Annotated in this window: 26 protein-coding genes; 16 read left to right on the top strand and 10 right to left on the bottom strand. The window is 70.3% G+C overall.

Features of this window, described 5'->3' with window-relative positions; all coding sequences use genetic code 11:
* Positions 1-99: 99 nt before the first annotated feature.
* A complete protein-coding gene (locus tag ATM97_RS29850) occupies positions 100-420 on the bottom strand; it encodes an AzlD domain-containing protein (RefSeq protein WP_308248671.1) in 321 nt (106 codons plus the stop codon).
* A 151-nt stretch (positions 421-571) separates the two neighbouring features.
* Positions 572-1,270: an AzlC family ABC transporter permease gene (locus tag ATM97_RS29845; protein WP_218721522.1), complete on the bottom strand. Its 699-nt coding sequence runs from the start codon at positions 1,268-1,270 to the stop codon at positions 572-574.
* A 67-nt stretch (positions 1,271-1,337) separates the two neighbouring features.
* On the opposite strand from ATM97_RS29845, the gene ATM97_RS29840 reads away from it, so the two are divergent.
* Positions 1,338-1,907 (top strand): helix-turn-helix domain-containing protein, encoded by a 570-nt coding sequence (locus ATM97_RS29840; protein WP_218721521.1) that lies wholly within the window; start codon positions 1,338-1,340, stop codon positions 1,905-1,907.
* 1 nt (position 1,908) lies between these two features.
* Here the strand turns inward: ATM97_RS29840 and ATM97_RS29835 are convergent, their stop codons facing one another.
* Entirely contained in the window at positions 1,909-2,622 is a 714-nt protein-coding gene (locus ATM97_RS29835) for an HNH endonuclease (RefSeq protein ID WP_255588610.1), read from the bottom strand.
* A 186-nt stretch (positions 2,623-2,808) separates the two neighbouring features.
* On the opposite strand from ATM97_RS29835, the gene ATM97_RS29830 reads away from it, so the two are divergent.
* The 4 genes from ATM97_RS29830 (at position 2,809) to ATM97_RS29815 (ending at position 5,800) form a co-directional block, all read left to right on the top strand.
* Complete coding sequence (locus ATM97_RS29830) at positions 2,809-3,222, top strand: globin (RefSeq protein WP_218721520.1); 414 nt, start codon at positions 2,809-2,811, stop codon at positions 3,220-3,222.
* A 176-nt stretch (positions 3,223-3,398) separates the two neighbouring features.
* Positions 3,399-5,000: a glycoside hydrolase family 13 protein gene (locus ATM97_RS29825; protein WP_308248670.1), complete on the top strand. Its 1,602-nt coding sequence runs from the start codon at positions 3,399-3,401 to the stop codon at positions 4,998-5,000.
* 70 nt (positions 5,001-5,070) lie between these two features.
* Positions 5,071-5,349 carry a hypothetical protein gene (locus ATM97_RS29820; RefSeq protein ID WP_218721519.1) on the top strand — a complete coding sequence of 93 codons (279 nt, stop codon included), beginning with the start codon at positions 5,071-5,073 and terminating at the stop codon, positions 5,347-5,349.
* Positions 5,336-5,800 carry a DUF5130 domain-containing protein gene (locus tag ATM97_RS29815; RefSeq protein ID WP_308248669.1) on the top strand — a complete coding sequence of 155 codons (465 nt, stop codon included), beginning with the start codon at positions 5,336-5,338 and terminating at the stop codon, positions 5,798-5,800. Before ATM97_RS29820 ends, ATM97_RS29815 begins: the two co-directional genes overlap by 14 nt.
* A gap of 24 nt (positions 5,801-5,824) precedes the next feature.
* Here the strand turns inward: ATM97_RS29815 and ATM97_RS29810 are convergent, their stop codons facing one another.
* A complete protein-coding gene (locus tag ATM97_RS29810; RefSeq protein ID WP_218721518.1) occupies positions 5,825-6,859 on the bottom strand; it encodes an AraC family transcriptional regulator in 1,035 nt (344 codons plus the stop codon).
* Between the two features lie 278 nt (positions 6,860-7,137).
* Between ATM97_RS29810 and ATM97_RS29805 the strand changes: the two genes are divergently transcribed.
* The 6 genes from ATM97_RS29805 (at position 7,138) to ATM97_RS29780 (ending at position 12,467) form a co-directional block, all read left to right on the top strand.
* Positions 7,138-7,707: an NADPH-dependent FMN reductase gene (locus ATM97_RS29805; RefSeq protein ID WP_218721517.1), complete on the top strand. Its 570-nt coding sequence runs from the start codon at positions 7,138-7,140 to the stop codon at positions 7,705-7,707.
* Positions 7,708-7,709: 2 nt separating this feature from the next.
* Complete coding sequence (locus tag ATM97_RS29800; protein ID WP_218721516.1) at positions 7,710-8,327, top strand: pyridoxamine 5'-phosphate oxidase family protein; 618 nt, start codon at positions 7,710-7,712, stop codon at positions 8,325-8,327.
* 5 nt (positions 8,328-8,332) lie between these two features.
* On the top strand, positions 8,333-9,478 hold the full coding sequence (locus tag ATM97_RS29795; protein ID WP_218721515.1) for an MFS transporter: 1,146 nt from the start codon (positions 8,333-8,335) through the stop codon (positions 9,476-9,478).
* 344 nt (positions 9,479-9,822) lie between these two features.
* Complete coding sequence (locus ATM97_RS29790; protein ID WP_218721514.1) at positions 9,823-10,689, top strand: alpha/beta fold hydrolase; 867 nt, start codon at positions 9,823-9,825, stop codon at positions 10,687-10,689.
* Between the two features lie 106 nt (positions 10,690-10,795).
* A complete protein-coding gene (locus ATM97_RS29785) occupies positions 10,796-12,004 on the top strand; it encodes a S9 family peptidase (RefSeq protein WP_218721513.1) in 1,209 nt (402 codons plus the stop codon).
* 58 nt (positions 12,005-12,062) lie between these two features.
* Entirely contained in the window at positions 12,063-12,467 is a 405-nt protein-coding gene (locus tag ATM97_RS29780; protein WP_218721512.1) for a helix-turn-helix domain-containing protein, read from the top strand.
* Positions 12,468-12,476: 9 nt separating this feature from the next.
* Here the strand turns inward: ATM97_RS29780 and ATM97_RS29775 are convergent, their stop codons facing one another.
* Positions 12,477-13,079 carry a TetR/AcrR family transcriptional regulator gene (locus tag ATM97_RS29775; protein WP_308248668.1) on the bottom strand — a complete coding sequence of 201 codons (603 nt, stop codon included), beginning with the start codon at positions 13,077-13,079 and terminating at the stop codon, positions 12,477-12,479.
* Positions 13,080-13,139: 60 nt separating this feature from the next.
* Between ATM97_RS29775 and ATM97_RS29770 the strand changes: the two genes are divergently transcribed.
* From ATM97_RS29770 to ATM97_RS29760, 3 genes are read left to right on the top strand one after another with little or no spacing between them, the layout of a single operon-like run.
* On the top strand, positions 13,140-14,093 hold the full coding sequence (locus ATM97_RS29770) for a patatin-like phospholipase family protein (protein ID WP_218721511.1): 954 nt from the start codon (positions 13,140-13,142) through the stop codon (positions 14,091-14,093).
* Positions 14,090-15,568, top strand: coding sequence for an NAD(P)/FAD-dependent oxidoreductase (locus tag ATM97_RS29765; protein ID WP_218721510.1), 1,479 nt, complete (start codon positions 14,090-14,092; stop codon positions 15,566-15,568). The genes ATM97_RS29770 and ATM97_RS29765 overlap by 4 nt, the downstream gene beginning before the upstream one ends.
* A complete protein-coding gene (locus ATM97_RS29760) occupies positions 15,565-16,401 on the top strand; it encodes an SDR family oxidoreductase (protein WP_218721509.1) in 837 nt (278 codons plus the stop codon). Before ATM97_RS29765 ends, ATM97_RS29760 begins: the two co-directional genes overlap by 4 nt.
* Before the next feature lie 85 nt (positions 16,402-16,486).
* Here ATM97_RS29760 and ATM97_RS29755 read toward each other — a convergent pair whose 3' ends face one another.
* The 5 genes from ATM97_RS29755 to ATM97_RS29735 all read right to left on the bottom strand — a co-directional run bounded on the left by ATM97_RS29755 (position 16,487) and on the right by ATM97_RS29735 (position 22,184).
* Positions 16,487-17,077, bottom strand: a complete 591-nt coding sequence (locus ATM97_RS29755; protein ID WP_218721508.1) for a ClpP family protease — start codon at positions 17,075-17,077, stop codon at positions 16,487-16,489.
* A gap of 25 nt (positions 17,078-17,102) precedes the next feature.
* On the bottom strand, positions 17,103-17,708 hold the full coding sequence (locus ATM97_RS29750) for a ClpP family protease (protein WP_218721507.1): 606 nt from the start codon (positions 17,706-17,708) through the stop codon (positions 17,103-17,105).
* A 120-nt stretch (positions 17,709-17,828) separates the two neighbouring features.
* Positions 17,829-18,284: an SRPBCC family protein gene (locus ATM97_RS29745; protein WP_218721506.1), complete on the bottom strand. Its 456-nt coding sequence runs from the start codon at positions 18,282-18,284 to the stop codon at positions 17,829-17,831.
* Positions 18,285-18,465: 181 nt separating this feature from the next.
* A complete protein-coding gene (gene pepN / locus ATM97_RS29740) occupies positions 18,466-21,057 on the bottom strand; it encodes an aminopeptidase N (protein ID WP_218721505.1) in 2,592 nt (863 codons plus the stop codon).
* A gap of 179 nt (positions 21,058-21,236) precedes the next feature.
* A complete protein-coding gene (locus tag ATM97_RS29735; protein WP_218721504.1) occupies positions 21,237-22,184 on the bottom strand; it encodes an NADP-dependent oxidoreductase in 948 nt (315 codons plus the stop codon).
* 70 nt (positions 22,185-22,254) lie between these two features.
* Between ATM97_RS29735 and ATM97_RS29730 the strand changes: the two genes are divergently transcribed.
* Positions 22,255-23,211, top strand: a complete 957-nt coding sequence (locus ATM97_RS29730) for a GlxA family transcriptional regulator (RefSeq protein WP_218721503.1) — start codon at positions 22,255-22,257, stop codon at positions 23,209-23,211.
* Between the two features lie 207 nt (positions 23,212-23,418).
* On the top strand, positions 23,419-24,288 hold the full coding sequence (locus tag ATM97_RS29725; protein ID WP_218721502.1) for a phosphoribosylaminoimidazolesuccinocarboxamide synthase: 870 nt from the start codon (positions 23,419-23,421) through the stop codon (positions 24,286-24,288).
* The last annotated feature ends 7 nt before the right edge of the window (positions 24,289-24,295 follow it).

Here is a 24,295-nt window from a genome sequence, read left to right as displayed (position 1 = left end):
CCGTGCCGACCATGACTCGACGGCAGTGTGACGATCAGGTCGGTGGACGCTCGCGAGTCGCCGCGTCACGGTCGTCGAGCACAGGGTGACGGCGCCGCGTCAGTGCACGCCGGCCAGTCGGAGGAGGGCGGTTGTCGCCGCCGCGGCGAGCACGGTGACGAGCAGCGGCGCACGGCGCCACGCGAGGAGGCCGCCGACCGTCACTCCGGCGGGCAGGGCGATGCCGAGTTCGCCGGACCCGGTCGGGAGGGTGGCGGTCGCGACCAGCGCCGCGAGCAGAATCAGCGCGCCGGTATCGAGAAGATGGATCATCCTGGGCGACAGGCGAAGTCGATGCCGAAGAGCCGGGCCGGTCCACCGCAGCGCGTAGGTGCCCGCGGCGAGCGTGAGCATCGCGGGCAGCAGGTAGGGGGTGTTCACGACGGGCACCGCCGCTGGGAGACGGGCGGAGTCCGGCCGGTCGCACAGGTCGGCACGACCCTCGGCGATCCGAGCGCGCGGCCGGGACGCGCGGGGATCGACCGGGCGGGTATCGACCGCGCACCGGCGTGCCCGGGCCGAACGGCCGAGGTCAGCATGGCTGTGCCGCCGGGCTCTCGGTCTGCTCCGGTGGCCGCAGCGCGAACACCAAGCCGAGCAGAGCGATCAGCACCGGCAGGCCCGCCGGGACGAACGGGGCGGCCGCGACCGCGAGTGCGGCGCCGACCAGGACCGGGCGCAGGGTGGCGCGGTCGCGCAGGGCGGGCAGGATGAGCGCGAGCAGGATCACCGGGAACACCGCGTCGAGACCGAGAGCCGAGGTGTCGGGGACGAGCGAACCCAGGGCGGCGCCGAGGGTCGCGCCCAGCGGCCAGCTCAGGGCGACGCCGATGCCGCAGGCCCAGTAGGCGGCGCGCTTGCGCTCCTGGTCGCCGGGCGCGGTCGCGAACGCCACCGACTCGTCGTTGAGCACGTGGATGCCGAGCACCCGCTTCCAGCCGTGGCCGAAGACCTCCGGCGCCGACAGGCCGTAGGGCAGGTGCCGGGCATTGAGCAGCAGTCCGGCGACGACGGCGGCGAGCGGGCTACCGCCCGCCGCGACGATGCCGAAGAACAGCAGCTCGGACCCGCCGGCCAGCACCGTCACCGCCATCACGATCGGCATCCAGACCGGGAACCCGGCCGCGATCGTCGATGCGCCGTAGGACACGCCGAAGAGGCCGACGGCCAGGCAGGCCGCGGCCACGGCGGTGACGGTTCGCCGATCGAGTGTTCGCCATATCGAACGCATGTTTCTCATATTGAACGCGACAGGTGGGTAAAGTCAACGCGAAATCGCCAGCTCCCAGGAGGCGTTGATGGACCGGCAGGACCCGGTGACCGGACCACCCCAAGCGGTGATCGCGGCATCGCTGCGCCGCGAACGCGCGCGCGCTGGTTTGTCGCTGACCGAGGTCGCGAGCCGGGCCGGCGTCGCGAAATCGACACTGTCGCAACTGGAATCGGGCACCGGCAATCCCAGTCTGGAAACCCTGTGGGCGCTGTGCGTCGCGCTGGAGATGCCGTTCTCGCGGCTGCTCGACCCGCCCCGGCCCAATGTCCAGGTGATCCGCGCCGACGAGGGCGCGCCGGTGCCATCGGCCGACGCGGACTATCGAGTGACCTTGCTCGCAGCGGGACAGTCACACACGCGCTGCGATGTCTACCGGATCGCGGCCGAACCCGGCCATACCCGCCGCTCCGATCCGCACAACCCGGGCGTGGTCGAGCACGTGGTGCTGGCCGCCGGGCGCGCGCTGGTCGGCCCGGCGGACGAGCCCATCGAGATCGGCCCCGGCGATTACGTCCGCTACCTGGGCGATCTTCCGCATATCTTCGAGGCGCTGGAACCGGGGACCTGGGCCTCGATGGTCATCGAGAGCCCCTGACTCAGGCGGCTCCTTCGCCGAGATACTGCAACCAGATCGGATCCAGGTCGGCGGTGGTGGACAGCAGCCGCCAGTGCGGTCCCTTGGGGGAGACCAGGGGGTGGCGCAGCGTCCAGCCGAGCTCGGTGAGCATCTTGTCGGCCTTGCGGTGATTGCAGGGGGCGCAGCTGGCGACGCAGTTCTCCCACGAGTGCTCGCCGCCGCGGCTGCGCGGGATCACGTGGTCGATGGTCTCGGCCTTGCCGCCGCAGTAGCCGCAGCGATAGCGGTCGCGGTGCATGAGCGCGGCGCGGGTCATCGGCACCCGGGCGCGGTAGGGCACGCGCACGTAGGTGCGCAGCCGGATGACGGAGGGAATCGCCACTTCGGCGCCTGCCGAGTGCAGGACCGGGGCTTCGGGGTTGTCGTGGACCGCGTCGGCTTTGGCGCAGATCAGCAGGACGACGGCACGGCGCGCGGACAGCGCGGTGAGCGGTTCGTAGGTGGCGTTGAGGAGGAGGACCCGGCGTTTGCGCCACGCGGCGGCGTCGTGGTCTCCGGCAAGATGCAATGGCGCGGGGTGATGCGGCAGGTCGTGATGACCGTGTGCGCCCGGATGGTGATCGGACAAGATATGCAGCGGGATAGCCCCCGAGCCACGATTGTGGACGTCGGCGGGCTGGAGTTGTCGGTGCGCGCGCGCCTCGTGTGACCGGGCGCCTGGTCGCTGCTTCATCTTGACCTCAATTTCATGATTGGCAGGATCATGTGGTATCTGGGGCCGATACTGCCCCCCAGTTGACCATGGTTCTGCCGGTATTGCACGGCTATTTTTCAAACTTTCGGGTGAACTGTGGTTGAAGGGCCACGCGTTCGTGATGCGCGGCTGCCGCCGCGTCGCGTGCCCGGTCATCGGGGCACAATGGACGTCGTGACTTCAGGTGAGCAGACAACGACCTCGTTCTACGAAGCGGTGGGTGGCGCCGAGACGTTCCGCCGCATCGTGTCCGTGTTCTATCGCGAGGTCGCTGTCGATGAGATCCTGCGCCCACTGTATCCGGAGGAGGATCTGGGCCCCGCCGAGCGTCGGCTGCGGATGTTCCTCGAGCAGTACTGGGGCGGGCCGCGGACCTATTCCGACGAGCGTGGGCACCCGCGGCTGCGGATGCGGCACAACCCGTTCGTCGTCGGCCCGCTCGAGCGTGACGCGTGGCTGCGGTGCATGACGATCGCGGTCGGGGAGATCGAGCCATCGATCCTGGACGACGCGCACCGCAAGCAGCTGATGGACTACTTCCAGATGGCGGCCGCCTCGCTGCAGAACGCGCCCGGGTGAGGGGAAGGGTGCCCCGCGTTCGCTGATGACCGGCAGGTGGCGCCGCGGTTTCGGGTCGATGCCGAGGTTTACCCCGATGTTTCGCTCCGGCGTGGCGAACGCTGGCGATTTGCCAGATTCGAAGAAAGTCTCGCGCCGTAGGAATATCCCGGGCAATCTTTGGCAATATTGCGGTTGTGACACAGACACCTGCCTCGCCGGTGCCGGGGGAAAACAGCACCGCTCCGTGGTGGACAACCGCCGTGTTCTATCAGGTCTACCCACGTTCGTTCGCCGACTCCGACGGTGACGGTGTCGGCGATCTGGGCGGCGTTCGCGAGAAGATGGGCTACCTGGAGTTACTGGGCGTCGACGCGCTGTGGATCTGTCCGGTGATGCGTTCGCCGCAGGCCGACGGCGGATACGACGTGGCCGACCCGCGCGACATCGACCCGCTCTTCGGCGGGCTGGCCGCGTTCGACGAGCTGATCGCCGAGGCACACGACCGCGAGATCAAGGTGACGATGGACCTGGTGCCCAATCACACCAGCGTCGAGCACCCGTGGTTCACCGCGGCCCTGGAGGCCGCGCCGGGCAGCCCCGAGCGGGCCCGCTATCTGTTCCGGGACGGCCGCGGCCCCGACGGGGCCGAGCCGCCGAACAACTGGCCGAGCATCTTCGGCGGCCCGGCCTGGACCAGGGTCACCGAGCCCGACGGCACCCCGGGCCAGTGGTACCTGCACATCTTCGCGCCGGAACAGCCGGACCTGAACTGGGAGAATCCCGAGGTCGCCGCCGATTTCGAGAAGACGCTGCGGTTCTGGCTCGACCGCGGGGTCGACGGCTTCCGGATCGATGTCGCGCACGGGATGGCCAAGCCCGACGGCCTGCCCGACATGGCGAAGGTCGAGACCAAGATGCTGGTCCACGACGACGACGATCCCCGCTTCAACAACCCGGGCGTGCACGCCATCCACCGCCGCATCCGCGCGGTCCTCGACGACTACCCGCACGCGGTGTCGATCGGCGAGGTGTGGGTCGACGACAACACCCGCTTCGGCGAGTACGTGCGCCCGGACGAACTGCACCTGGCGTTCAACTTCCGCCTGGCGGAGACCCCCTACACCGCCGAGGGTGTGCGCGAGGCGATCACGCACTCCCTCGACGCGGTGAGCGGTGTCGGCGCCCCGCCGACCTGGACGCTGTCCAACCATGACATCGAACGCGAGGTCACCCGCTACGGCGGCGGCCGGATCGGGGTCGCGCGGGCGCGGGCGATGACGATGGTCGAGCTGGCGCTGCCCGGGGCGGTGTTCGTCTACAACGGCGCCGAACTCGGCCTGCCCAACGTCGACGATCTGCCCGAGGACGCGTTGCGGGACCCGGTGTGGGAGCGCTCGGGCCACACCGAACGCGGGCGCGACGGCTGCCGGGTGCCGATCCCGTGGGAGGGCTCGACCACCCCGTTCGGCTTCACCACGGGCACGCCGTGGCTGCCGATCCCGGCCGACTGGGCCGACCGCACGGTGGAAGCCCAACTGGAGACCCTGCATTCGACGCTGTCGCTGTACCGGCTGGCGATCGATCTGCGTGGCACACGGCCGGAATTCGCGGGTGACCGGATCGAGTGGTACGGCAGCCCGGACGGATGCCTGGCCTTCCGCAGGCCGGGTGGACTGATCTGTGTCCTCAACGCCTCCGACGGGCCGATCCAGCTGCCGCCGGGGGAGGTGCTGCTGGCCAGCGCCCCCGTCGCCGACGACCGGCTGCCCGCGAACGCGGCGGCCTGGCTGGTCTGAGGAGGGTGGACACGCGGTTTCGGGAGTGCCGGAGGATGAACTACTACAGAGCATCGTCTACCGTTGGACCGTGAGCATTCTCGAGACAGTGCTGATCTTCGTCGGCATCCCGGCCGCGATCTACTTCGCGATCGCGGGTTTGTCCTATCTCGGTAAGCCATTCCCCGGTGAGAAGCCGGCCCACTTCGCGCTCGGGCAGAAGTGGACCCACTCGCCGGTGCTGTGGAGTGCTACCGACGAGGTGACCGCCGCGGCGGGTCACCACACCGCCGAGTCGCATGGCAGCCATGCGGCTCTCGAAGCCGCGAACGCGGAGCTGATCGGAGGCCGGGCAAGTGGCAAGTTCTAAGTGGCCCGCGGTGGTCGATGCCGACCTGCCGCACGGATTCGCACTGACCAGCAGCGGTCGCGTCTCGGGCGTGCACGAGCCGGGCACCGTCTTCGACGAGGTGCCTTTCACCGACCGTGAGCGCGTCATGCTCGACAACGCCCTCACCGAGGCGACCCGCGCGACCAAGGTCCGCTTCAACATCTACCTCGGCGATCTCGGCAACGACCCGGCGGCCGGCGCCGACGCGGTCCTGCCGAACACCCCCGAGGCGGCCGACTCGGTGCTCATCGCGGTCTCGCCGAACCAGGGCGCCATCGAGGTGCGCTCCGGTGCGCACGTCGCCGAGCGCGCCAACGATCGCATCTGCCAGCTGGGTGTCACCGCCGCGCTGGCGTCGTTCCGTCAGGGCAACCTGATCGACGGCCTGATCTCCGCCGTCCGCGTGATGGCCGCGGCCATCGGCCGCTAGTTCGTTTCCCGCCGAACGGCGCGTTCACCCGAGGGTGAACGCGCCGTTCGTGTTTGCGGGGCCGGCCGCCCGGCGGAAGGCATCGGGGCTGTGGCCGGTCCAGCGGTGGAAGGAACGGCGCAGGGCGCGAGCATCGGTGTAGCCCAGGCGGGCGGCGATGGATTGGACGGGGAGGTCGGACTCGCGCAGCAGACGTTCGGCGCGGTCGCGGCGGGCGGCGTCGACTTCGTCGCGCCAGGTGGTGCCCGCCGCGGCGAGGCGGCGCTGGAAGGTGCGCGGACTGGCGGCGAAGCGAGCGGCGACGGCGGGAAGGGTGAGCTCGCCCGTGGCGAGTTCGTCGAGGATCGCGGCGCGCAGCGCCTCCTGATCGGTGGGGACGGGGCAGGAGCCGGCGAGGGCGAGCTCGGCGTGGTGCCGCACCAGGGCGCCCAGCTGCGGATCGGTGCCGGTGGGCAGGTCGGCGACGTCGAGGAAGGTCAGCTGGGCGTGCGGGGCGCCGAAATCGATGCGTTGGGTGCCGAAGACATCGACGAGGTGCTGCCGGGTGGCGGGTGCGCGCCTGCGGAGCGCGACGTGGACCGGCGTGATCGCCGTCCGGGTGGCCTCGCGCATTCGCCGCAGCACGGTGGAGAGGATGAAGTCCTCGACCGGGGCCAGTAGCGGGTCGGGCTCGATCGCGTCGAACCGCAGGACCAGCAAGCGGCCGTCCTCGCGCACGGACCAGCCGACACCTGGATCGGTCACCAGGGCGCGCAGGTCGAACGCGATGCGGACGCTCTCGGCCAGGGTGGGTGCGCTGGTGAACAGGTAGTCCCACTCGAGCAACTGCCCACGATCGGCCGCGGCTCCCGCCCGGAGTCCGGCACCGGGACCGCCGATCGCCTCGGTGAGTTCCCAGATGCGCCAGGTCGACTCGGTGGGAATGCGGGCCAGGCCATCGGCGATGTCCGCGGGGTCGGGGCCGGGCAGATGACGCAGCTCGGCCTCGGTGACCCCGACACCCCGCGCGGTCGCCCGGATCAGCCGGGCGGTGCGTACCGGGATGGTGCTGTCGATCACCAGCGGATGTTAGTCGACGACAACCGTTCGCGGGCAACCGAAGTGCGAACCCTTCCAGCTGGACGATCTGGCGTGGAGTGTCCGCCGCGCGGCGCCGGTGGTCCGCCGTCGATACCGCGCCCGCGCCGTAGGTTCTGAGTACGCCACGAAGGCGCTCCGTCGTTGAATCCGAGATTTTTTCCCGAACCGGGAATCAACGAGGCCCGGACTAACCTTTAAAGTATCGATGACTGGTTAGAACAACGGATCCCATCCGCACGACCCAGAAGAGCGAGCCCATGACCAACCACACCGTCCTCGCGCTGTCGGGCAGCCTGCGCGCCGACTCGCACAACACCGCCCTGCTGCGCGCCGCCCAGAAATTCGGCGCCGGCCTCGACATCGAGATCTACGACGGGCTCCGGGCGATCCCGCCCTACGACCAGGACCTGGATACGCCCGATCAGCGACCCGCCGCGGTGGCCGACCTGCGCCGCCGCATCGCCGCCGCCGACGGCGTGCTGATCGCGACGCCGGAGTTCAACTACTCGATCCCCGGTGTGCTCAAGAACGCCATCGACTGGGTCAGCACCGACTGGACCAGAACCGAAGGGCTGCCGCTGCTGCGCAAGCCGGTCGCGATCATGGGCGCCGCGCCCACCCAATTCGGTTCGGTCCGAGCGCAACTGGCGTTGCGGCAGGTCTTCGTCTGGACCGAGAGCGATGTGGTGGTCAAGCCGGAGGTGATCGCCTTCCGGTCGCACGAGCGGTTCGACGACGCGGGCAACCTGGTCGACGAGACCACCATCGACCTGCTCCAGAGCCTGCTCGCCGCGCTCGCCGGGAAGATCGAACGGGCGAAGGGGTAGTCGTGACCGGGCACTACGCGCAGGTCGCGTTCACTCCGCTGGTGCGCGAGCACCAGCGCGCGCACGGCAGTCTGCGCAGCTACGAGCGGATGGCGCAGGTGCCCGAGGTCGCCGACCGGATCGGGCCCGACGAGGCCTGGTTCATCGGCGAGCGGGACAGCTTCTACCTGGCGACGGTCGGTGAGACCGGCTGGCCGTACATCCAGCATCGCGGTGGCGCACCGGGATTGCTGAAGGTGCTCGGTGATCGCACGTTGGGTTTCGCCGACTTCCGCGGCAACAAGCAATACATCAGCCGCGGCAATCTCGACCACGACGACCGGGTCTCGCTGTTCCTCATGGACTACGCCGCGCAGGCGCGGATGAAGATCTTCGGCCGGGCGCGAGTGGTCGAAGCCGCCGACGATCCGGACCTGGTCGCCTCGATGGCGGTCGAGGGGTATCGCGCGCAGCTCGAGCGCGCGGTGTTGATCGACATCGAGGCGTTCGACTGGAACTGCCGTCAGCACATTCCGCCGCTGTATCCACGCGCGGCGGTCGCCGAGGCGATGCAGGTCCTGCGCGATCGGATCGCCGAACTCGAGGGCGAGATCGCCCGGCTACACACGGAAAGGAGGTGACCGACATGCGACGTGAACATCTCGCCTGGGCCGGACTCGCGGCGATGACCGTGTCGTTCGGGCTGAACTTCACGATGGGCGTGTTCTTCGCCCCGACGGCCGCGGCCTACGGCGTCTCGGCGACGGCACTGGCCGTTGCCGCCGCGCTGGGCACCACGGTCACCGGGCTGGCGCAGCAGGGCATCGGCAGGCTGCTGGATCTGTTCGGGCCCAAGCTCGTGCTGATCGGCGGGCTCACCCTGATCTCGAGCAGCTATCTGGTGCTGGCCACCGTCACCGAGACCTGGCAGTTCGTCGCGGCGTACATGGTGCTGGGCGGACTCGGCTTCGCGTCGTCGTCGACGCTGACCGTGACGACGCTGCTCGGCCGCGCGCACGGCCCGCAGGCCGGACCCGCCATGGCGCGGGCCGCGATCGGCATCAACCTGGGACAGCTGATCACGCCATGGGCGGCCACGGCGCTGTTCGAGCCGATCGGGGTGCGCGCCACCTTCGCGCTGCTGGGCGCGATCGGGCTGGCCGCCACCGCCGCGCTGTGGGTGCTGCTGCCCACGGATCAGCGGGCGGCGACCAGCGCCGGTGCGGGGGAGTCGCTGGCCGATCGATGGAAAGTGCTGGTGTCGTTCGGTTTACACGCGGCGACCCTGTACGTGGTGGTGCTGATGCTGCCCAAACACGCCGTGGAGCAGGGCTGGTCGGTGGCGGGTGCGGGCAGGCTGGTGGCGCTGGCCGCCCTGGCGGCCGGGCTCACCTCGGCGGCGATGGTGCGACTGTTGCGCCGCTTCCCGCCGGAATCGCTGCTCCGGGTGCTGTATTCGGTACGCCTGGCCGCCCTGCTGCCCGCTGTGTTCGTGCCCGGACCCCAGGTGCTGGTCGTGGTGGCCGTGCTGTTCGGCATCGCCTCGTTCCCGGTCATCCCACTGACCATGGCCATCCTGTCGCGCGGCCTCGACCCGGCGCGGATGGGCCGCACGCTCGCCCCCGCCTGGGTGATCCACCAGCTGGCCGCCGCCGCCGGCCTCGGCGTGGCCACCGTCGTGCACGCCCTCACCGACAGTTACCGCGGCTATTTCGCGCTCGGCCTGGTGTTCACCGTCGCCGCCGCCGCACTGATCACTCCGGTCCGCCACCGCGAACCGGTCACCGTCTGAAAGGAACACCCGATGACCGAGCTTCCGGCGATCCCGGATTCGGCGCTGGTGGCCGAGGCCACCGAGCTGGTCCGCGCCGCGGCGAGTCCGCTGATCTACCACCAACTCCCGCCGCGTCTACTACTTCGGCGCCCTGCGCGGGGCGGCGTCCGGCCTGAGCTACGACCCCGAGATCCGCTACGTCTGCGCCATGTTCCACGACCTGGGCCTGACCCGGCGCTACCGCTCCGGCAGCCAGCGTTTCGAGATCCACGGCGCCGACAGATCCTCGCCGCCTTCACCGAGGCCGTCCAGAACTCCACCTGGTCCGAGTAATCACACCCATCGAGAAAGAGAGATCCAGCATGAGCCAGATCAGCCACAACACCGTCCAGATCCAGGGGCAGACCCTCTTCTATCGCGCGGCGGGCAACCCGGAAAACCCCACTCTGTTACTGCTGCACGGCTTCCCGAGCAGCTCGGCCATGTTCCGCAACCTGATCCCGGCTCTCGCCGACGACTACTACGTGATCGCGCCCGACCATCTCGGGTTCGGCCAGTCGGGCGCCCCGAGCGTCGAGGACTTCGACTACACCTTCGACTCGCTGACCGACATCACCCTGGAATTGCTCGACACCCTCGGTATCGAGCGCTTCGCGATCTACATCCAGGACTACGGCGCCCCCATCGGCCTGCGCATCGCCTCGCGCCACCCGGAGCGGATCACCGCCATCATCACCCAGAGCGGCAACGCCTACATGGAGGGCTTCACGCCGTTCTGGGAGGTGCTGTTCGCGCACGCGAACGACCGCGTCACCCACGAACCCGAGGTGCGCAAGCTGCTCGAGCTCGACGCCACCAAATGGCAGTACACACACGGTGTTCCGGCCGATCGGCTGGCGTTGGTCAGCCCGGACACGTGGACCCTCGACCAGGCCTACCTGGATCGCCCCGGCAACAAGGAGATCCAGCTGCAACTGTTCTTCGACTACAAGAACAACCTCGACGGCTACCCCGCGTTCCAGAAGTACTTCGCCGAGCATCAGCCGCCGACGCTGATCGCCTGGGGTGAGCACGACGAGATCTTCGGCGCCGACGGTGCCCGTGCCTACCTGCGCGATCTGCCCGACGCGGAACTGCACCTGCTCCACGCCGGTCATTTCGCGCTGGAGTCGCACGGACCGGAGATCGCGGCGCTGATCCGCGACTTCCTCGGCCGGGTGCTGCGCTGAGTCCGGGGGACGGCCGGGCCTCCCGGCCGTCCCCGCGGCATCGAGTACCCTGATCGGCGGTTTACCGGCCGCGCGTGGCGGCCGTTCGGTGGCACGTGGGGGGAACATGCGGACAGGAATCGCTCGGGTGATCACGGCCGCCGCGGTGGCCTGTCTGGCCGTGACGGCGGCGGCCTGTGGGCAGGACACGGCGAGCGCGACCGAGGTCGCGGGCACTCCCCGGTCCGACTTCTATTCGCCACCGGCGGAATCGATTCCGGGACCGCACGGCTCGGTGATCCGGACCCAGCCCGTCACCGGTTCGCAGGCGGTGCCGGGAGCCAGGAACTTCCTGGTGCTGTATCGATCGGTCGACGCGCAGGGCAAGCCCGTGGCGGTCTCGGGCACGCTCGCCGTGCCGGAGGGGACACCGCCCGCGAGCGGCTGGCCGTTGCTGTCCTGGGCGCCGGGCACCAACGGGGTCGCCGATGTGTGCGCGCCCTCGCGCGCCGAGGGGTCCTCGCCGGGCAAGGACGAACAGGCGCGCTGGGTCGCCAAGGGCTACGCCGTGGCCAGGACCGATTATCAGGGCCTGGGCACGCCGGGCGACCACGGCTATCTGATCGGCGAGACCGAGCAGCGGGCGATGAGCGATATCGCCACGGCCGCACGAGAAGTCGACAAGACCGTGGGCGCGCGCTGGGTGGCGATGGGGCATTCGCAGGGCGGGCACGCCGCCTTGTTCGCCGCGAGCGCGGCCGGGGCGTGGGCGCCGGGCGCGCCACTGCTCGGCGCGGTCGCGCTGGCCCCCGCCTCCCATCTCGGCGAACAGGTCAGGATGGCGAAGTGGGCGGTGTCGAATCCGCTGGGCAAGCTCGGCACCGGTGACATCTCGCTGTATGTGCCCCTGCTGGTGCGTGGCGCGCAGACCGTCACCGATGTCGATCCCGGCCGGTTCCTCACCGGCCGCGCGGTCTCGTTGCTGCCGCTCGCGGACTCCGAATGCACCGCGGGACTGCGGGATCGGAGCAGGTGGGGTGGGCTCTCGGCGAAGGACGTGTTCACCGAGGACGGCGATCCGTCCGGCCTGCTGCGAGTCCTCGACGACAACGATCCCAGCGGATTGCGGTTCGCGGCACCGGTGCTGGTCCTGCAGGGGCGCTCCGACCTGACGGTGCCGCTGAAGTCGACCGACGCGATGGTGGCCGAACAGCAGCTCAACGGCCAGTCCGTCGACTACCGCAAGTACGACGACGTCGACCACAGCGGCATCGTCGCCGCCGGGTTCGCCGACGCGCTCGGCTGGGTGGACACCCGCTTCGGCATCACCCGCTGAGTTACGCCCACAGCAGAAGAACCGGGTGTGTCGGGACCGGCGTCCCTACGCTCGACGTATGGGCGAACACAACGGGTTGCGGGTGATTCCGGGCGGACGCGGCGAAGGGCGGCCGCGCCCCGAACCGTTGTGGCGCGAAGCCCTCGGTGAGCGGTTGCGGAGCCTGCGGCTCGAGCAGCGCTCGACGCTGGTCGACACCGCGGGGCGCGCGGGCATCTCGCCGCAGTACCTGTCGGAGGTCGAGCGCGGCCGCAAGGAACCCTCCAGTGAGATGATCGCGGCGCTGGCCGGCGCGCTCGGCACCTCGCTGAGCGAGCTGGTCGGCCAGGTGGCCGAAGCTATGCGCGGCCGGGTCCCGGCCCGGGCCGTGGTGGTCGGCGGCGACCGCAGCATCGCCACGCCCGTTCGGCCCGCGTCCGCGCAGAACTCGTTCGCCCCCAACGCCGTCCTGCTGGCGGCCTGAGCCGGACGGTTACGCCGTCAGGACGGATGCGAGCAGGCCGCGCAGCAGGTCGACCAGCGCGCTGACCGGCATCTCGGGATCGATCGCGCGCTGCACGCCGAGACCGATACCCAGCGAGAGCAGTTGCACGGCGGCATCGTCGGCCGAAATGGGCAGCTCGAAGCCCATCTCGTCGGCCTGGACCTGGATCAGTGAGCCGAGCACCGCGGTCATCGACCGCCTGCGCTCGGCCAGTTCGGTGCGCACCTCGGGCATGTGCCGGGTGCTGGTGGCGAATTCGACTTCGAGCGCGGTCCAGCCGACATCACCGATGTTCTCGTCGGCCCAGCGCGCGAAGCGTTCGATCCGCTCCGCCATGGAATCGCCGGTCAGCACCGCCGCGGCGAGGGATTCCGCGCGCTCGACGTGCACGACGTCGATCACGGCCAGGCCGAGTTCGTGCTTGGTGGCGAAGTTCGAGTAGACGGCGCCCTTGGAGAAGCCGGCCTCGGCGGCCACCTTCTCGAGGGAGGTCACGTTGTAGCCGTCGGCGAGGAACAGCCGCTTGGCGGTCTCGACCAGTCGTTCACGGGTCTGTGCGTGCGATTCCTTACGCGTCATCCGGGCGGCCACGGACCCAGTCTAGCAAATCTGGGGTACCGCTGGAATTCGAATACCGTTAGTATCCGAGTTATGACTACACGACGTGGCCTCGCCATCGGATGCGGCGGCATCCTCGGTTTCGCCTGGACCGCGGTCGCCCTCGACGCCGTCGAACAGGCGCTCGGCTGGGATGTCCGCACCGCCGACGTACTGATCGGCACCTCCGCGGGCGCGGAGATCGTCGCCGCGCTCGGCTCCGGCCGGACCCCCGGCGATCTGCTCGCCGCTCTCGACGGCGCGCCCGGCGCGGATCCGGTCCTCGCCGACCACGTGGCGGTGGATCCCGGCATGACGCCGCCGGTACCCGCCCTCGGACTGCCCGGCCTCGGGCTGGTCGGCGCCGGTATGCGCAGCGGCTCGGTGTACACCGCGCTGGCCGGACTGCTGCCGAAGGGGCGTGGCGACGCCGACTGGCTGCGCGCGTTCGGCCGGGCGCTGACCCCCCGCGGCGGCTGGGTCGACCACCCGGCGACCTGGCTGGTCGCCGCCGACCCCCGCACGGGCGAGCGGGTCGCCTTCGGATCCCCGAGCGCGCCGACCGTCGACCTCGGCACGGCCATCGCCGCCTCCTGGGCCATCCCCGGCTGGTTCCCGCCGGTGCCGGTGCGCGGGCGCGCCTTCGTCGACGGCGGCGCGGTGTCCTCGGTGTCGGCCGATCTGCTGGCCCCCCTCGACCTCGACGAGGTGGTGGTCGTCGCGCCGATGACCACCGAGGGCGGTGCGTCCGCGACCGGCCTGAGCCGCGTCGAGCGCCTCCTGCGCGCTCAGATGACCCGCGGCCTCGACCGCGAGGTGGCACTGTTGCGCGCTGCGGGCACCCGGGTGATCCGGGTCGAACCCGGTCCCGCCGAACTCGCGGCCATGGGCCCGAACTTCATGGACTCCGCCCGGCGCCCGGCCACCCTGGCCGCCGCCCGCCGAGCCGTCCCCGCCCGGGTCGCCGAGGCGATCCGGACCGCTGTCGTCGAAGGAGAAATCGTATGAGTCACCACGAAGTGGTCGTGATCGGTGCGGGCATCTCGGGCATCTGCGCCGCCATCAAGCTCGCCGAGGCGGGCGTGGAGGATGTCGTCATCCTCGAGAAGGCCGAGACCTTCGGCGGCACCTGGCGCGCCAACACCTATCCGGGCTGCGCCTGCGACGTGCCCTCGGGCCTGTACTCGTTCTCCTTCGCGCCCAACAGCGAATGGTCGCGGCTGTTCGCGACCCAGCCCGAGATCCTCGCCTACGTCGACGGGGTGGCCCGCGACAACGGCTTGCCCGCCCGTACCCGCTTCGGGGTGGAAGTGCTCGGCGCCAGCTGGGATGACACCGACCGCCGGTGGCGCCTGGACACCAGCACCGGCGAGCTGACCGCCCGCTTCGTCGTCTCGGCCGCCGGGCCGTGGAACGAGCCGCGCGTTCCCGAGATCCCCGGCCTGGCCGAGTTCCCCGGCGAGGTGTTCCACTCCGCGCGCTGGAACCACGACTACGACCTGCGTGGCAAGCGCGTCGCGGTGGTGGGGACCGGCGCCTCGGCGGTGCAGTTCGTGCCCGCCATCCAGCCCGACGTCGCCGAGCTGCACCTGTTCCAGCGCACCGCGCAGTGGGTGCTGCCCAAGCTGGACCACCCGGTGCCCGCCATCGAGAAGCGGGTGATGCGGCGCTTGCCGTTCGCGCACAAGGCCTTGCGTTCGGTCGAGTACGGGCTGATGGAAGCCCTCGGCGTGGCGTTCCGCAACCCGCGGCCGCTGATGCAGACCGTGCAGAAGGTCGGCTCGGCGTATCTGCGCGCGGTGGTGCGTGACCCGCGGCTGCGCGCCAAGCTCACCCCCGACTACCTGCTCGGCTGTAAGCGAATCCTGTTCTCCAACAGCTACCTCCAGTCGCTGACCAAGGACAACGTCGACGTGCACGCCACCGCCGTCGCCGAGTTCCGCGGCAGCACCGTGCACGGCGCCGACGGCAGCACCGCCGAGGTCGACGCCGTCATCCTCGGCACCGGCTTCCACATCCTCGACACCCCGCTGGCCGACATCGTGCGCGGCGCCGACGGCCGCACCATGGCCGAGCACTGGCAGGGCTCGCCCGAGGCCTACCTCGGCACGGTCACCACCGGCTTCCCCAACGCGTTCACCGTGCTCGGCCCGAGTCTGGGCACCGGCCATTCCTCGGCCTTCGCGATCCTGGAGGCCCAGGTCGACTTCCTGGTCTCGGCGATCGCGAGCGCCCGGCGCCGCGGCTGGGCGGTCCTGGACGTGCGTCCCGAGGTGCAGGCCCGCTACGTCGAGCAGGTGCAGGCGGCGCTGACCGGCACCGTCTACAACGCGGGTGGCTGCCAGAGCTACTACCTGGATGCCAACGGCCGCAACAGTTTCAGCTGGCCCTGGTCCACCGGCGAACTGACCCGCCGGGTCAGCGCCTTCGACCCCGACGATTTCAGCATCACCCACGACGACGAGATGGCGGTACCGGCATGAGCTACCCACGGATCGATCTGAACGGCGCGCTGGTCGCCATCACCGGCGCCGCGCGCGGCATCGGTCTGGCCACCGCCGCGGCCTTCGCCGCCAAGGGCGCCTATGTCGCGCTCGGTGACCTCGACGAGGCGCTGGCGGTGCAGGCTGCCGAGGGCCTCGGCGATCGTGCGCTGGGCCATGTCCTCGACGTCACCGACAAGGCCTCGTACGCGGCCTTCCTCGCCGCCGCCGAGAAGTGGCGCGGCGGACCGCTCGACGTCCTGGTGAACAATGCCGGCGTGATGCCCAACGGCGCCTTTCTGGACCAGTCCGACCGGATCGACCAGCTCACCATGGAGGTCAACGTCTACGGCGTCATCCACGGGATGCGGCTGGCCCTGCCCGGAATGGTGGCGCGCGGCTACGGCCACGTCGTGAACGTCGCCTCGCTGGCGGGCAAGTTCCCGATCAAGGGCCTGGCCGTGTACAACGCCAGCAAGTACGCCGTGGTGGGGCTGACCGCGGCGACCCGGCTGGAGATGGATTCCACCGGCGTGAGCGTGAGCGCGGTGCTGCCCTCGGCGGTGCGCACCGAACTCAGCTCCGGCATCGACTACGGCATCCTGCCCGCCGTCGACCCCGAGGACATCGCCGCCGCCGTGGTCCGCAGCGTGCGGACCAGGGCCGCCGAGACCGCGGTGCCGTCGTATGTGGGGCTGGCGGCCGATGTCGCCGGGCTGGTGCCCGAGCCGGTGATGCGGGTCCTGCGCAAGGCCGCCAACGACGACGCCGCGATCACCCGGGTCGACGACCGGGTGCGCCGGGCCTACCTGGATCGCATCGAAAAGCAGTGAGCCGTTGCTGAATCGCCGGCTGTGCTCGCACCGCATCCCGCGGGGGTCGGCTGGGCCGATCCCGCGGGCGCGCACAGCCCGGCGATCACTCCCGCTCGTGCAGTACGCGGTCGACCAGGCCGTACTCGAGCGCGGTCGCGGCGGTGAACACGCGGTCGCGGTCGGTGTCGCGCCGCAGGGTCTCCGGGGTCTGCCCGGTGTGCTTGGACAGGATCGCCTCGATCGCCGCGCGCATCCGGACGATCTCGTCGGCCTGCAGGATCAGATCCGGAATGGTGCCCTGACCGCGAGTCGCGGGCTGGTGCAACACGATCCGGGTGTGCGGCAGCATCGCGCGATGCCCCGCCGCGCCCCCCGCCAGCAATACCGCGCCGACCGCGATGGCCTGGCCGACACAGGTGGTGTGCACGGGCGCCTTGATGAAACTCATCGTGTCGTAGACGGCGAGCATGGCGGACAGATCGCCGCCCTCGCAGTTGATGTACAGGCTGATCGGCTGACCGGGGCTGTCGGATTCCAGGTGCAGCAGCTGGGCGATGAGCGCGTTGGCGACCCCGGAATCGATGGGTGTCCCGAGATAGACGATCCGCTCGCTGAGCAGGTGCGAGTAGATATCGGTGATCCGCTCACCGCCGCGATGCTGGGACACGACATTGGGAATCGTATAGCTGGTCATGGGTTCTCCTCTGCGAGAGCGTGTCTCACGCGGTGATGCCGATGCGGTGACGGTTGGGGATGACCTGGTCGAAGGATTCGACGATGTGGTCGATGAAGCCGTATTCCTTCGCCTGGGTGGCGGTGAACCAGCGGTCGTGCAGGGAGTCCTCGTAGACGCGATCGAAGGGCTGGCCGGTGTCGGCGGCGATCAGGCCGAGCACGGTGTCGACGGTGTAGCGCAGATCGTCGGCCTGCACCTCGACTTCGACGGCGCTGCCGCCGATTCCGGCCGAGCCCTGGTGCATGAGGATGCGGGCGTGCGGTAGCGCGAACCGGCGGCCGGGCGCGCCGGAGGACAGCAGGAACTGCCCGGCGCTGCACGCCAAGCCGAGGGCGAGGGTGGAGACCTCGCACGGGACCAGCCGCATCACGTCGCGGATGGCGAGCATCGAGGGCACCGAGCCGCCGGGGGAGTGGATCCACAGCGAGATCGGCGCCTCGGGGCCCTGCGCGGCCAGGGTGAGGAGCTGGGTGATCAGCAGGGTGCCGTTGTCGTCGTCGAGCGCGCCGTCCAGTACCAGGATTCGGCGCCCGAACAGCTGTTCGCGCGCCCGCCAGCTGAACATCGGGGTCTTGTCGTCGTGTGCCATGTCCCCACGGTGCCTCGCCCGCACCGTGTTTCGCGCCTTTTGCTGCCCCCAGCGGATCTGCTCACAGCAGCGAGCGAATCCACGGGATCGGCGCACGCCGCCTCGGTCCGTCCCGGTGAGTCAGCCCGCGGGTGTCGCGGCGAGTTCCTCGGCACAGGTGTCGAGGATCTGCCCGAAGACCCGGCCGATGAGCGGCTTGGCGAGGAGGCGGGTCACCGGTCCGCCCAGCAGCGGGACGTTGACCTCCGAGGTCGTGGTCCAGACGACCCGCGTGCCGCCGGGTGTGGCGGTGAAGGTCAGGGAACCGCCCTCGTGTCGCGCGGGCGGGAAGCTCCGATCGACCACGTAGCCGAACGAGCGCGGTGCGTCGTAACGGGTGATCCGCTCGTGGAAGTGGCCGATCAGCCAGGTGTGCCGGCGGATCGCTCCGACACCGTAGGGCGCGCCCTGCCCCGGAGTGATGAGCTTGTCGCGGAGCACCCAGCGCGAGCGCTCATAGTTGGTGGTGTCGGCGCACCAGTCGAAGACCTGCTCGATCGGTGCCGCGATCACGCGTTCGACGACGACAGTTTCCATCCCGCTTCTCCCTCGAGGTCGACAGGGAGGAATTTCCCCGAATTTAATACTACTTCACGTAGTAGATCGGGGTGGCCGAAAATCGCTGCGCCGCACAAGCGCAACGGGACGTGAGGCGGCGGGCAGAACGGCCGATGGCCCCGATCCGCCGCGGGGGATCGGGGCCATCGGGTGGTCCGGCTTACTTGGCGTCGAACTCCCTGGCGCGCAGTGAACGTTCGATGCCGGCCCGGCCCTCGGAGACCAGGCGGTACAGGGCGGGCGGGTGATCGCCCGCCAGGAACTCGTCGGCCTTGGCGACCGCGTCCTCGCTGATCGCCCAGTGCGGGTACAGGCCGACGACGACGGTCTGGGCGACCTCGCTCGACCGGCGCTCCCACACCGCCGGGATCTCGGCGAAGTACTTGTCCACATACGGCGCGAGCAATGCGCCCTGACCGGCGGGCGCGAAGCCGCCGACGATGGCGCGGGCGGTGATGTTGGGCACCGAATCGTCACCCATCACGGTGTTCCAGGCCTGCGCCTTCACCTCGGCGATCGGGCGCGCGGTGGCCGCCGCCGCGGCCTGGCGCTTGCCCGCCGCGGTCGGATCGCCCGCCAGCTCGGCGTCGATGGTCGGCGCGTCGATCCCGTCGGCGTCGATCCGGCCCGCCGCCGCCAGGGCGGTGACGATGCGCCAGCGCAGATCCGTGTCGACGGTCAGCCCCGCCAGACCGGCCACGGCCGGATCACCGTCGAGCAACCGGGCCAGCACCTCGGTGTGGCGCGGTGCGAGCTCGGCCGCGGTGAGCGCGTTGACGAAGGCCAGCTGGTGATCCGAGCCCGCCTCGGCGGCACCGGCCAGCTCGAGCAGCCGGTCGGCGAAGCCGGGCCAACCCTCCTGGTCGGCCCATCCCGGTTCGGCGTAGCTGGAGAGGGCGGTGGCGGCCTGCATGAGCAGGCGCTGCACCACGCCGATCTCGGACTCCGCGCCGATCCCGCGCTGCACCAGCGCGACGAAGTCGCGGGCCTTCATCTCGGCCTGACGGGTCATCTCCCAGGCCGCCGACCAGGCCAGCGTGCGCGGCAGCGAGTCGGCGATGTCCCCGATGCGCTGCACGACCACGTCGAGCGAATCGGGATCCAGGCGCAGCGAGCAGTAGGTGAGGTCGTCGTCGTTGACCAGCACCAGTTTTCCGCGCGCCACGCCCGCCAGCTCGGGTACCTCGGTGCGTCCGGTCGCGTCGAGGTCGAGCTCGGCGCGGTGGGTGCGCACCAGCTTGCCGTCGACATCGTCGTAGACGCCGACCGCGATCCGGTGCACGCGGTGCTCGCCGGCGCCGGGCTCGGCGCCCTCCTGCACCACGGCGAAGCTCGAGAACGTGCCGTCCGGCGCGACGAGGAAGTCGGGACGCAGGATGTTGAGGCCGGTGGTCTTGAGCCACTGCGCGCCCCAGCTCGACAGGTCACGGCCCGACGCCTTCTCCAGCGCGGCCAGCAGATCGTCGAAAGTGGCGTTGCCGTAGGCATGTTCGGCGAAGTAGTCACGCAGACCGGCCAGGAACGGCTGCAGGCCGACATAGGCGACGAGCTGCTTGAGCACCGAAGCGCCCTTGGCGTAGGTGATGCCGTCGAAGTTGACCTCCACCGCGTGCAGGTCGGGGATGTCGGCGGCGATCGGGTGGGTCGAGGGCAGCTGGTCCTGGCGATAGGCCCAGGACTTCTCCACATTCGCGAACGTGGTCCAGGCGCTGGTGTATTCGGTGGCCTCGGCCTGGCACAACACCGAGGCGAAGGTGGCGAAAGACTCGTTGAGCCACAGGTCGTCCCACCACTTCATGGTGACCAGGTCACCGAACCACATGTGCGCCATCTCGTGCAGCACCGTCTCGGCGCGGCGCTCGTAGGACGCGCGGGTGACCTTGGACCGGAAGACGTAGTCCTCGAGGAAGGTGACCGCGCCCGCGTTCTCCATCGCGCCCGCGTTGAACTCCGGCACGAACAGCTGGTCGTACTTGCCGAAGGCGTACGGCACGCCGAAGTTGTCGTGGTAGAAGGCGAAACCCTGCTTGGTCTCGGTGAACAGGCGCTCGGCGTCCATGTGCTCGGCCAGCGAGGCGCGGCAGAAGAGGCCGAGCGGGATCTCGCCGTGGCTGTCGGTGTAGGTGTCGGTCCACCGCGCGTACGGGCCGGCGATCATGGCGACCAGGTAGGTGCTCATCTTCGGGGTGGTCACGAAGGTGTGCCGCACGACCGCGCCGACCTTGTGCTCCTCGGCGGTGGCGCCGTTGGAGACGACCTTCCAGTCATCGGGCGCGGTGGCGACGATGTCGAAGGTGGCCTTGAGGTCGGGCTGGTCGAAGCAGGCGAACATCCGCTTGGCGTCGGCGGTCTCGAACTGCGAGTACAGGTAGACGTTGTCGTCGGCCGGATCGACGAAGCGGTGCAGGCCCTCGCCGGTGTGCGAGTACTCGCAGTCGGCCTCGACGACGAGTTCGTTGGTCGCGGCCAGCTCGGGCAGCGCGATGCCGGTCGACTCGTCGTAGTCGCTCACATCGAGCGGGGTGCCGTTGAGGACGGCCGAGCGCACCCGCGCGGCCACCAGGTCGATGAAGGTGCTCGCGCCGGGGGTGGCGGTGAAGGTGACGGTGGTCTTCGAACCGAAGGTGTCCGACACTTCCGAACCCGCGCTGCGCGGCTGGTCGGTGAGGTCGAGTTCGATCCGATAGTTCTGCACGGCCACCGTCGCGGCGCGCTCGACCGCCTGGTCGCGGGTGAGATTCGGGGCGGACATAGATCTCCTTCGTCGTCGACGAACACGGCACTTCTCGCGCGTTCCGGTTCGCACCGGTGCGCACATCAGCGTCCACAATGCCACCTGCCGTGCGGCACCGCTCACGAGTTTCCCGCCGATGCGGCGCCGCCCGCGCGCACCGGCGGCGCCGCCACCCACCGGTGGCGGCGCGGGCCCGGTCAGCGCATCGTGACGACGAGTTTCCCGAGCGTCCGATCCGTCTCGCCGATCGCGTGCGCCTTCGCCGCCTCGGCCCGCGGGAACACCCCGGCGATGGTCGGGCGGATGGTGCCGGCGGCGAGCAGGTCGGCGACCGCGTTCATGCCCGCGTGATCGGCCTCCACGAGCAGCGCGGCGAACCGGACGCCCCGCTCGGCGGCCGCGGCCCGCAGGTCGTCCTGGGCGCCGGCCCGGATGGTGACGAGCAGGCCGCCGGGTCGCAGCGTGGGCAGCGACCGGTGGGAGTTCTCCTCGCCGAGCGTGTCGAGCACCACATCGACCTCGCGCACGACCTGCGCGAAATCGACCTCCCGGTAGTCGATCAGTTCGTCGGCGCCCAGCGCGCGCAGGTGCTCGTGCTTGGGCGCGCTCGCCGTCCCGATGACATACGCGCCCCGCGACTTCGCGATCTGCACCGCGAGGTGGCCGACCCCGCCCGCGGCCGCGTGGATCAGCACCCGCTGGCCCGCCTCGAGATTTGCGGTGTCGACCAGCGCCTGCCAGGCGGTGAGCGCGGCCAGTGGGGTCGCCCCGGCCACGATGTGGTCGATCCCCGCGGGCTTGCGGGCGAAGGCGCGCGCGGGCCCGACGACGTACTCGGCCAGCGAACCGTGCCCGTGCGGATAGGGCAGCATCCCGAACACCTCGTCGCCGGGCGCGAACAGGGTGACGCCGAAGCCGACCGCCTCGACGACACCGGAGACGTCCCAGCCGAGGACGAACGGCGGTGCGGGCAGGAACAATCCGGGGATCGCGCGATGTTTCCAGTCGGTCGGGTTGAGGCCGGCCGCGTGCACCCGGACGAGCAGCTGGCTCGGACCGGGGAGGGGGCGGGGGAGTTCGACCTCGTGCAGGACCTCGGGTCCGCCGAGGGAGTCCTGGCTGATGGCGCGCATGGTGTCGGTCATGGGGTCAACGGTGCCGGGTGCGACCCGGCGAGAAAATGGCAAGATTGTCATCCTCCGATAGAATCGTGCCATGCATCGCGTGGTGGTCCTGGCGCTCGACGGCGTCTACCCGTTCGAACTCGGTACGCCCCAGCGGATCTTCGGGACCCTCGACGACCGCTACGAGGTACTCACCTGCTCGGCCGACGGGCGGCCGGTGCGGACCTGCGCCGACTTCCGGATCGCCGTCGAACACGGTCCCGAGCTGCTGGCGACCGCCGACACGGTGGTGATTCCGGCCTCCGACATCACCGAGGCGTTGCACGGGCTCGGCGAGGTGACCCTGGGCGCGCTGGCGCGGATCGGGCCCGGCACCCGGATCGTGTCGATCTGCACCGGAGCGTTCGTCTTGGCGGCGGCGGGTTTGCTGGACGGGCGGCCCGCGACCACGCACTGGCGCATGGCCGACTCGTTCCGCAGGCACTTCCCCCGGGTCCGGCTCGATCCGGACGTGCTGTTCGTCGACGACGGCGACGTCCTGACCTCGGCGGGCGCGGCCTCCGGCGTCGACCTGTGCCTGCACATCGTGCGGGCCGACCACGGCAGCGCGGTGGCCAACCACGTGGCGCGCCGCTGCGTGGTGCCGCCGTGGCGCGAAGGCGGTCAGGCGCAGTACATCGACCAGCCCGTCCCCGATCCCGCGATGGCCAGCACCGCCGCGACCAGGCACTGGGCGCTCGAACACCTCGAGCTTCCGCTGACCATGGCGGAACTGGCCGGGCACGCGCGAATGAGTCAGCGCACCTTCGCGCGCCGCTTCGTCGATGAAGTGGGGACGAGTCCGGGTCGCTGGCTCACCCAGCAACGCGTCGCCAGGGCCAGGCTCCTGCTCGAGGCCAGCGATCTGTCGGTCGAGCAGATCGCGAGCCGCGTCGGCTTCGCGACGGGCACCTCGCTCCGCCAGCACTTCCAGGTCGCCGTCGGCGTCGCCCCGCTGGCCTACCGCCGCACGTTCCGCGTCGCCGATGGCGAGCGCGCGACCGCCTGAGCGGCAACCCCGCCGACCGCGGCTGGTCCGGCTGCGCACCGGTGACCGTCATCGCGGCGCGGCTACGGCCAGGCTGGGCACACGTCGGCCACCGCCGTCGCGGCCTGGGCGAGAGCGCGCCGCATCGGAATGTGACCGCCCTCGCGTCGTGGTGACCAGGTCGGATTCGGTGCCGGGGGTGGCCGGTACAGTCCTTGCATACCGAGGATGTACGCCCACCCAGGATTCGGAGGCTCGACGTTGAAGCATGTGCACGCCGGGAAAGTTCGTGACCTCTACGAGGACGGCGACACCCTGCTGCTCGTCGCGTCGGACCGCGTCTCGGTCTACGACGTCGTGCTGCCGACGCCGATTCCGGAGAAGGGCGCGCTGCTGACGCAGCTGTCGAACTGGTGGTTCGAGTACTTCACCGGCATTCCCAACCACGTGGTCTCGGCCACCGACGTGCCCGCCGAGTTCGCCGGGCGCGGTATCCGGGTCAAGCCGCTGAAGATGGTCCAGGTCGAGTGCATCGCGCGCGGGTACCTGACCGGGTCGGGGCTCAAGGAGTACCAGCAGTCGGGCACCGTGTCCGGTATCGCGCTGCCGCCGGGGCTGCGGGACGGCGACAAGCTGCCCGAGCCGATCTTCACCCCCTCCACCAAGGCTGCCGAGGGGCACGACGAGGCGATCAGCTTCGCCGACGTGGTGAACCAGGAGGGTCGCGAGGTGGCCGAGCGGCTGCGCGATCTCACCCTCGAGATCTACTCGCGCGGTGCCGAGCACGCGGCGAAGGCGGGTGTGATCGTCGCCGACACCAAGGTCGAATTCGGCTGGGACGGTGACGTTCTCACCCTCGGCGACGAGGTGCTCACCTCCGACTCCTCGCGTTTCTGGCCCGCCGACGAGTGGGAGCCGGGCCGCGCCCAGCGCTCCTTCGACAAGCAGTTCGTGCGCGACTGGTCGACCTCCACGGGCTGGAACAAGGAGTACCCGGGCCCGGAGATCCCCGCCGACGTGGTCGAGGCGACCCGGCGCAAGTACGAAGAGGCCTACGAGCGCATCACCGGCAAGACCTGGGGTGGCATCCAGTCCTGAGGTTTCC

Origin of the sequence: Nocardia sp. MH4 (assembly GCF_019266065.1) — a bacterium.
Lineage (GTDB): Bacteria > Actinomycetota > Actinomycetes > Mycobacteriales > Mycobacteriaceae > Nocardia > Nocardia canadensis.
The sequence above is the reverse complement of the archived record's forward strand: the minus strand, read 5'-3'. Positions and strand labels throughout refer to the sequence as shown.

Coding starts and splice junctions, on each gene's coding strand:
- ATM97_RS29845 (WP_218721522.1), bottom strand. CDS start 1,270: ATGCGTTCGATATGGCGAACACTCGATCGGCGAACCGTCACCGCCGTG.
- ATM97_RS29840 (WP_218721521.1), top strand. CDS start 1,338: ATGGACCGGCAGGACCCGGTGACCGGACCACCCCAAGCGGTGATCGCG.
- ATM97_RS29835 (WP_255588610.1), bottom strand. CDS start 2,622: ATGAAGCAGCGACCAGGCGCCCGGTCACACGAGGCGCGCGCGCACCGA.
- ATM97_RS29830 (WP_218721520.1), top strand. CDS start 2,809: ATGGACGTCGTGACTTCAGGTGAGCAGACAACGACCTCGTTCTACGAA.
- ATM97_RS29805 (WP_218721517.1), top strand. CDS start 7,138: ATGACCAACCACACCGTCCTCGCGCTGTCGGGCAGCCTGCGCGCCGAC.
- ATM97_RS29795 (WP_218721515.1), top strand. CDS start 8,333: ATGCGACGTGAACATCTCGCCTGGGCCGGACTCGCGGCGATGACCGTG.
- ATM97_RS29790 (WP_218721514.1), top strand. CDS start 9,823: ATGAGCCAGATCAGCCACAACACCGTCCAGATCCAGGGGCAGACCCTC.
- ATM97_RS29785 (WP_218721513.1), top strand. CDS start 10,796: ATGCGGACAGGAATCGCTCGGGTGATCACGGCCGCCGCGGTGGCCTGT.
- ATM97_RS29780 (WP_218721512.1), top strand. CDS start 12,063: ATGGGCGAACACAACGGGTTGCGGGTGATTCCGGGCGGACGCGGCGAA.
- ATM97_RS29770 (WP_218721511.1), top strand. CDS start 13,140: ATGACTACACGACGTGGCCTCGCCATCGGATGCGGCGGCATCCTCGGT.
- ATM97_RS29765 (WP_218721510.1), top strand. CDS start 14,090: ATGAGTCACCACGAAGTGGTCGTGATCGGTGCGGGCATCTCGGGCATC.
- ATM97_RS29760 (WP_218721509.1), top strand. CDS start 15,565: ATGAGCTACCCACGGATCGATCTGAACGGCGCGCTGGTCGCCATCACC.
- ATM97_RS29755 (WP_218721508.1), bottom strand. CDS start 17,077: ATGACCAGCTATACGATTCCCAATGTCGTGTCCCAGCATCGCGGCGGT.
- ATM97_RS29750 (WP_218721507.1), bottom strand. CDS start 17,708: ATGGCACACGACGACAAGACCCCGATGTTCAGCTGGCGGGCGCGCGAA.
- ATM97_RS29745 (WP_218721506.1), bottom strand. CDS start 18,284: ATGGAAACTGTCGTCGTCGAACGCGTGATCGCGGCACCGATCGAGCAG.
- pepN (WP_218721505.1), bottom strand. CDS start 21,057: ATGTCCGCCCCGAATCTCACCCGCGACCAGGCGGTCGAGCGCGCCGCG.
- ATM97_RS29735 (WP_218721504.1), bottom strand. CDS start 22,184: ATGACCGACACCATGCGCGCCATCAGCCAGGACTCCCTCGGCGGACCC.
- ATM97_RS29730 (WP_218721503.1), top strand. CDS start 22,255: ATGCATCGCGTGGTGGTCCTGGCGCTCGACGGCGTCTACCCGTTCGAA.
- ATM97_RS29725 (WP_218721502.1), top strand. CDS start 23,419: ATGTACGCCCACCCAGGATTCGGAGGCTCGACGTTGAAGCATGTGCAC.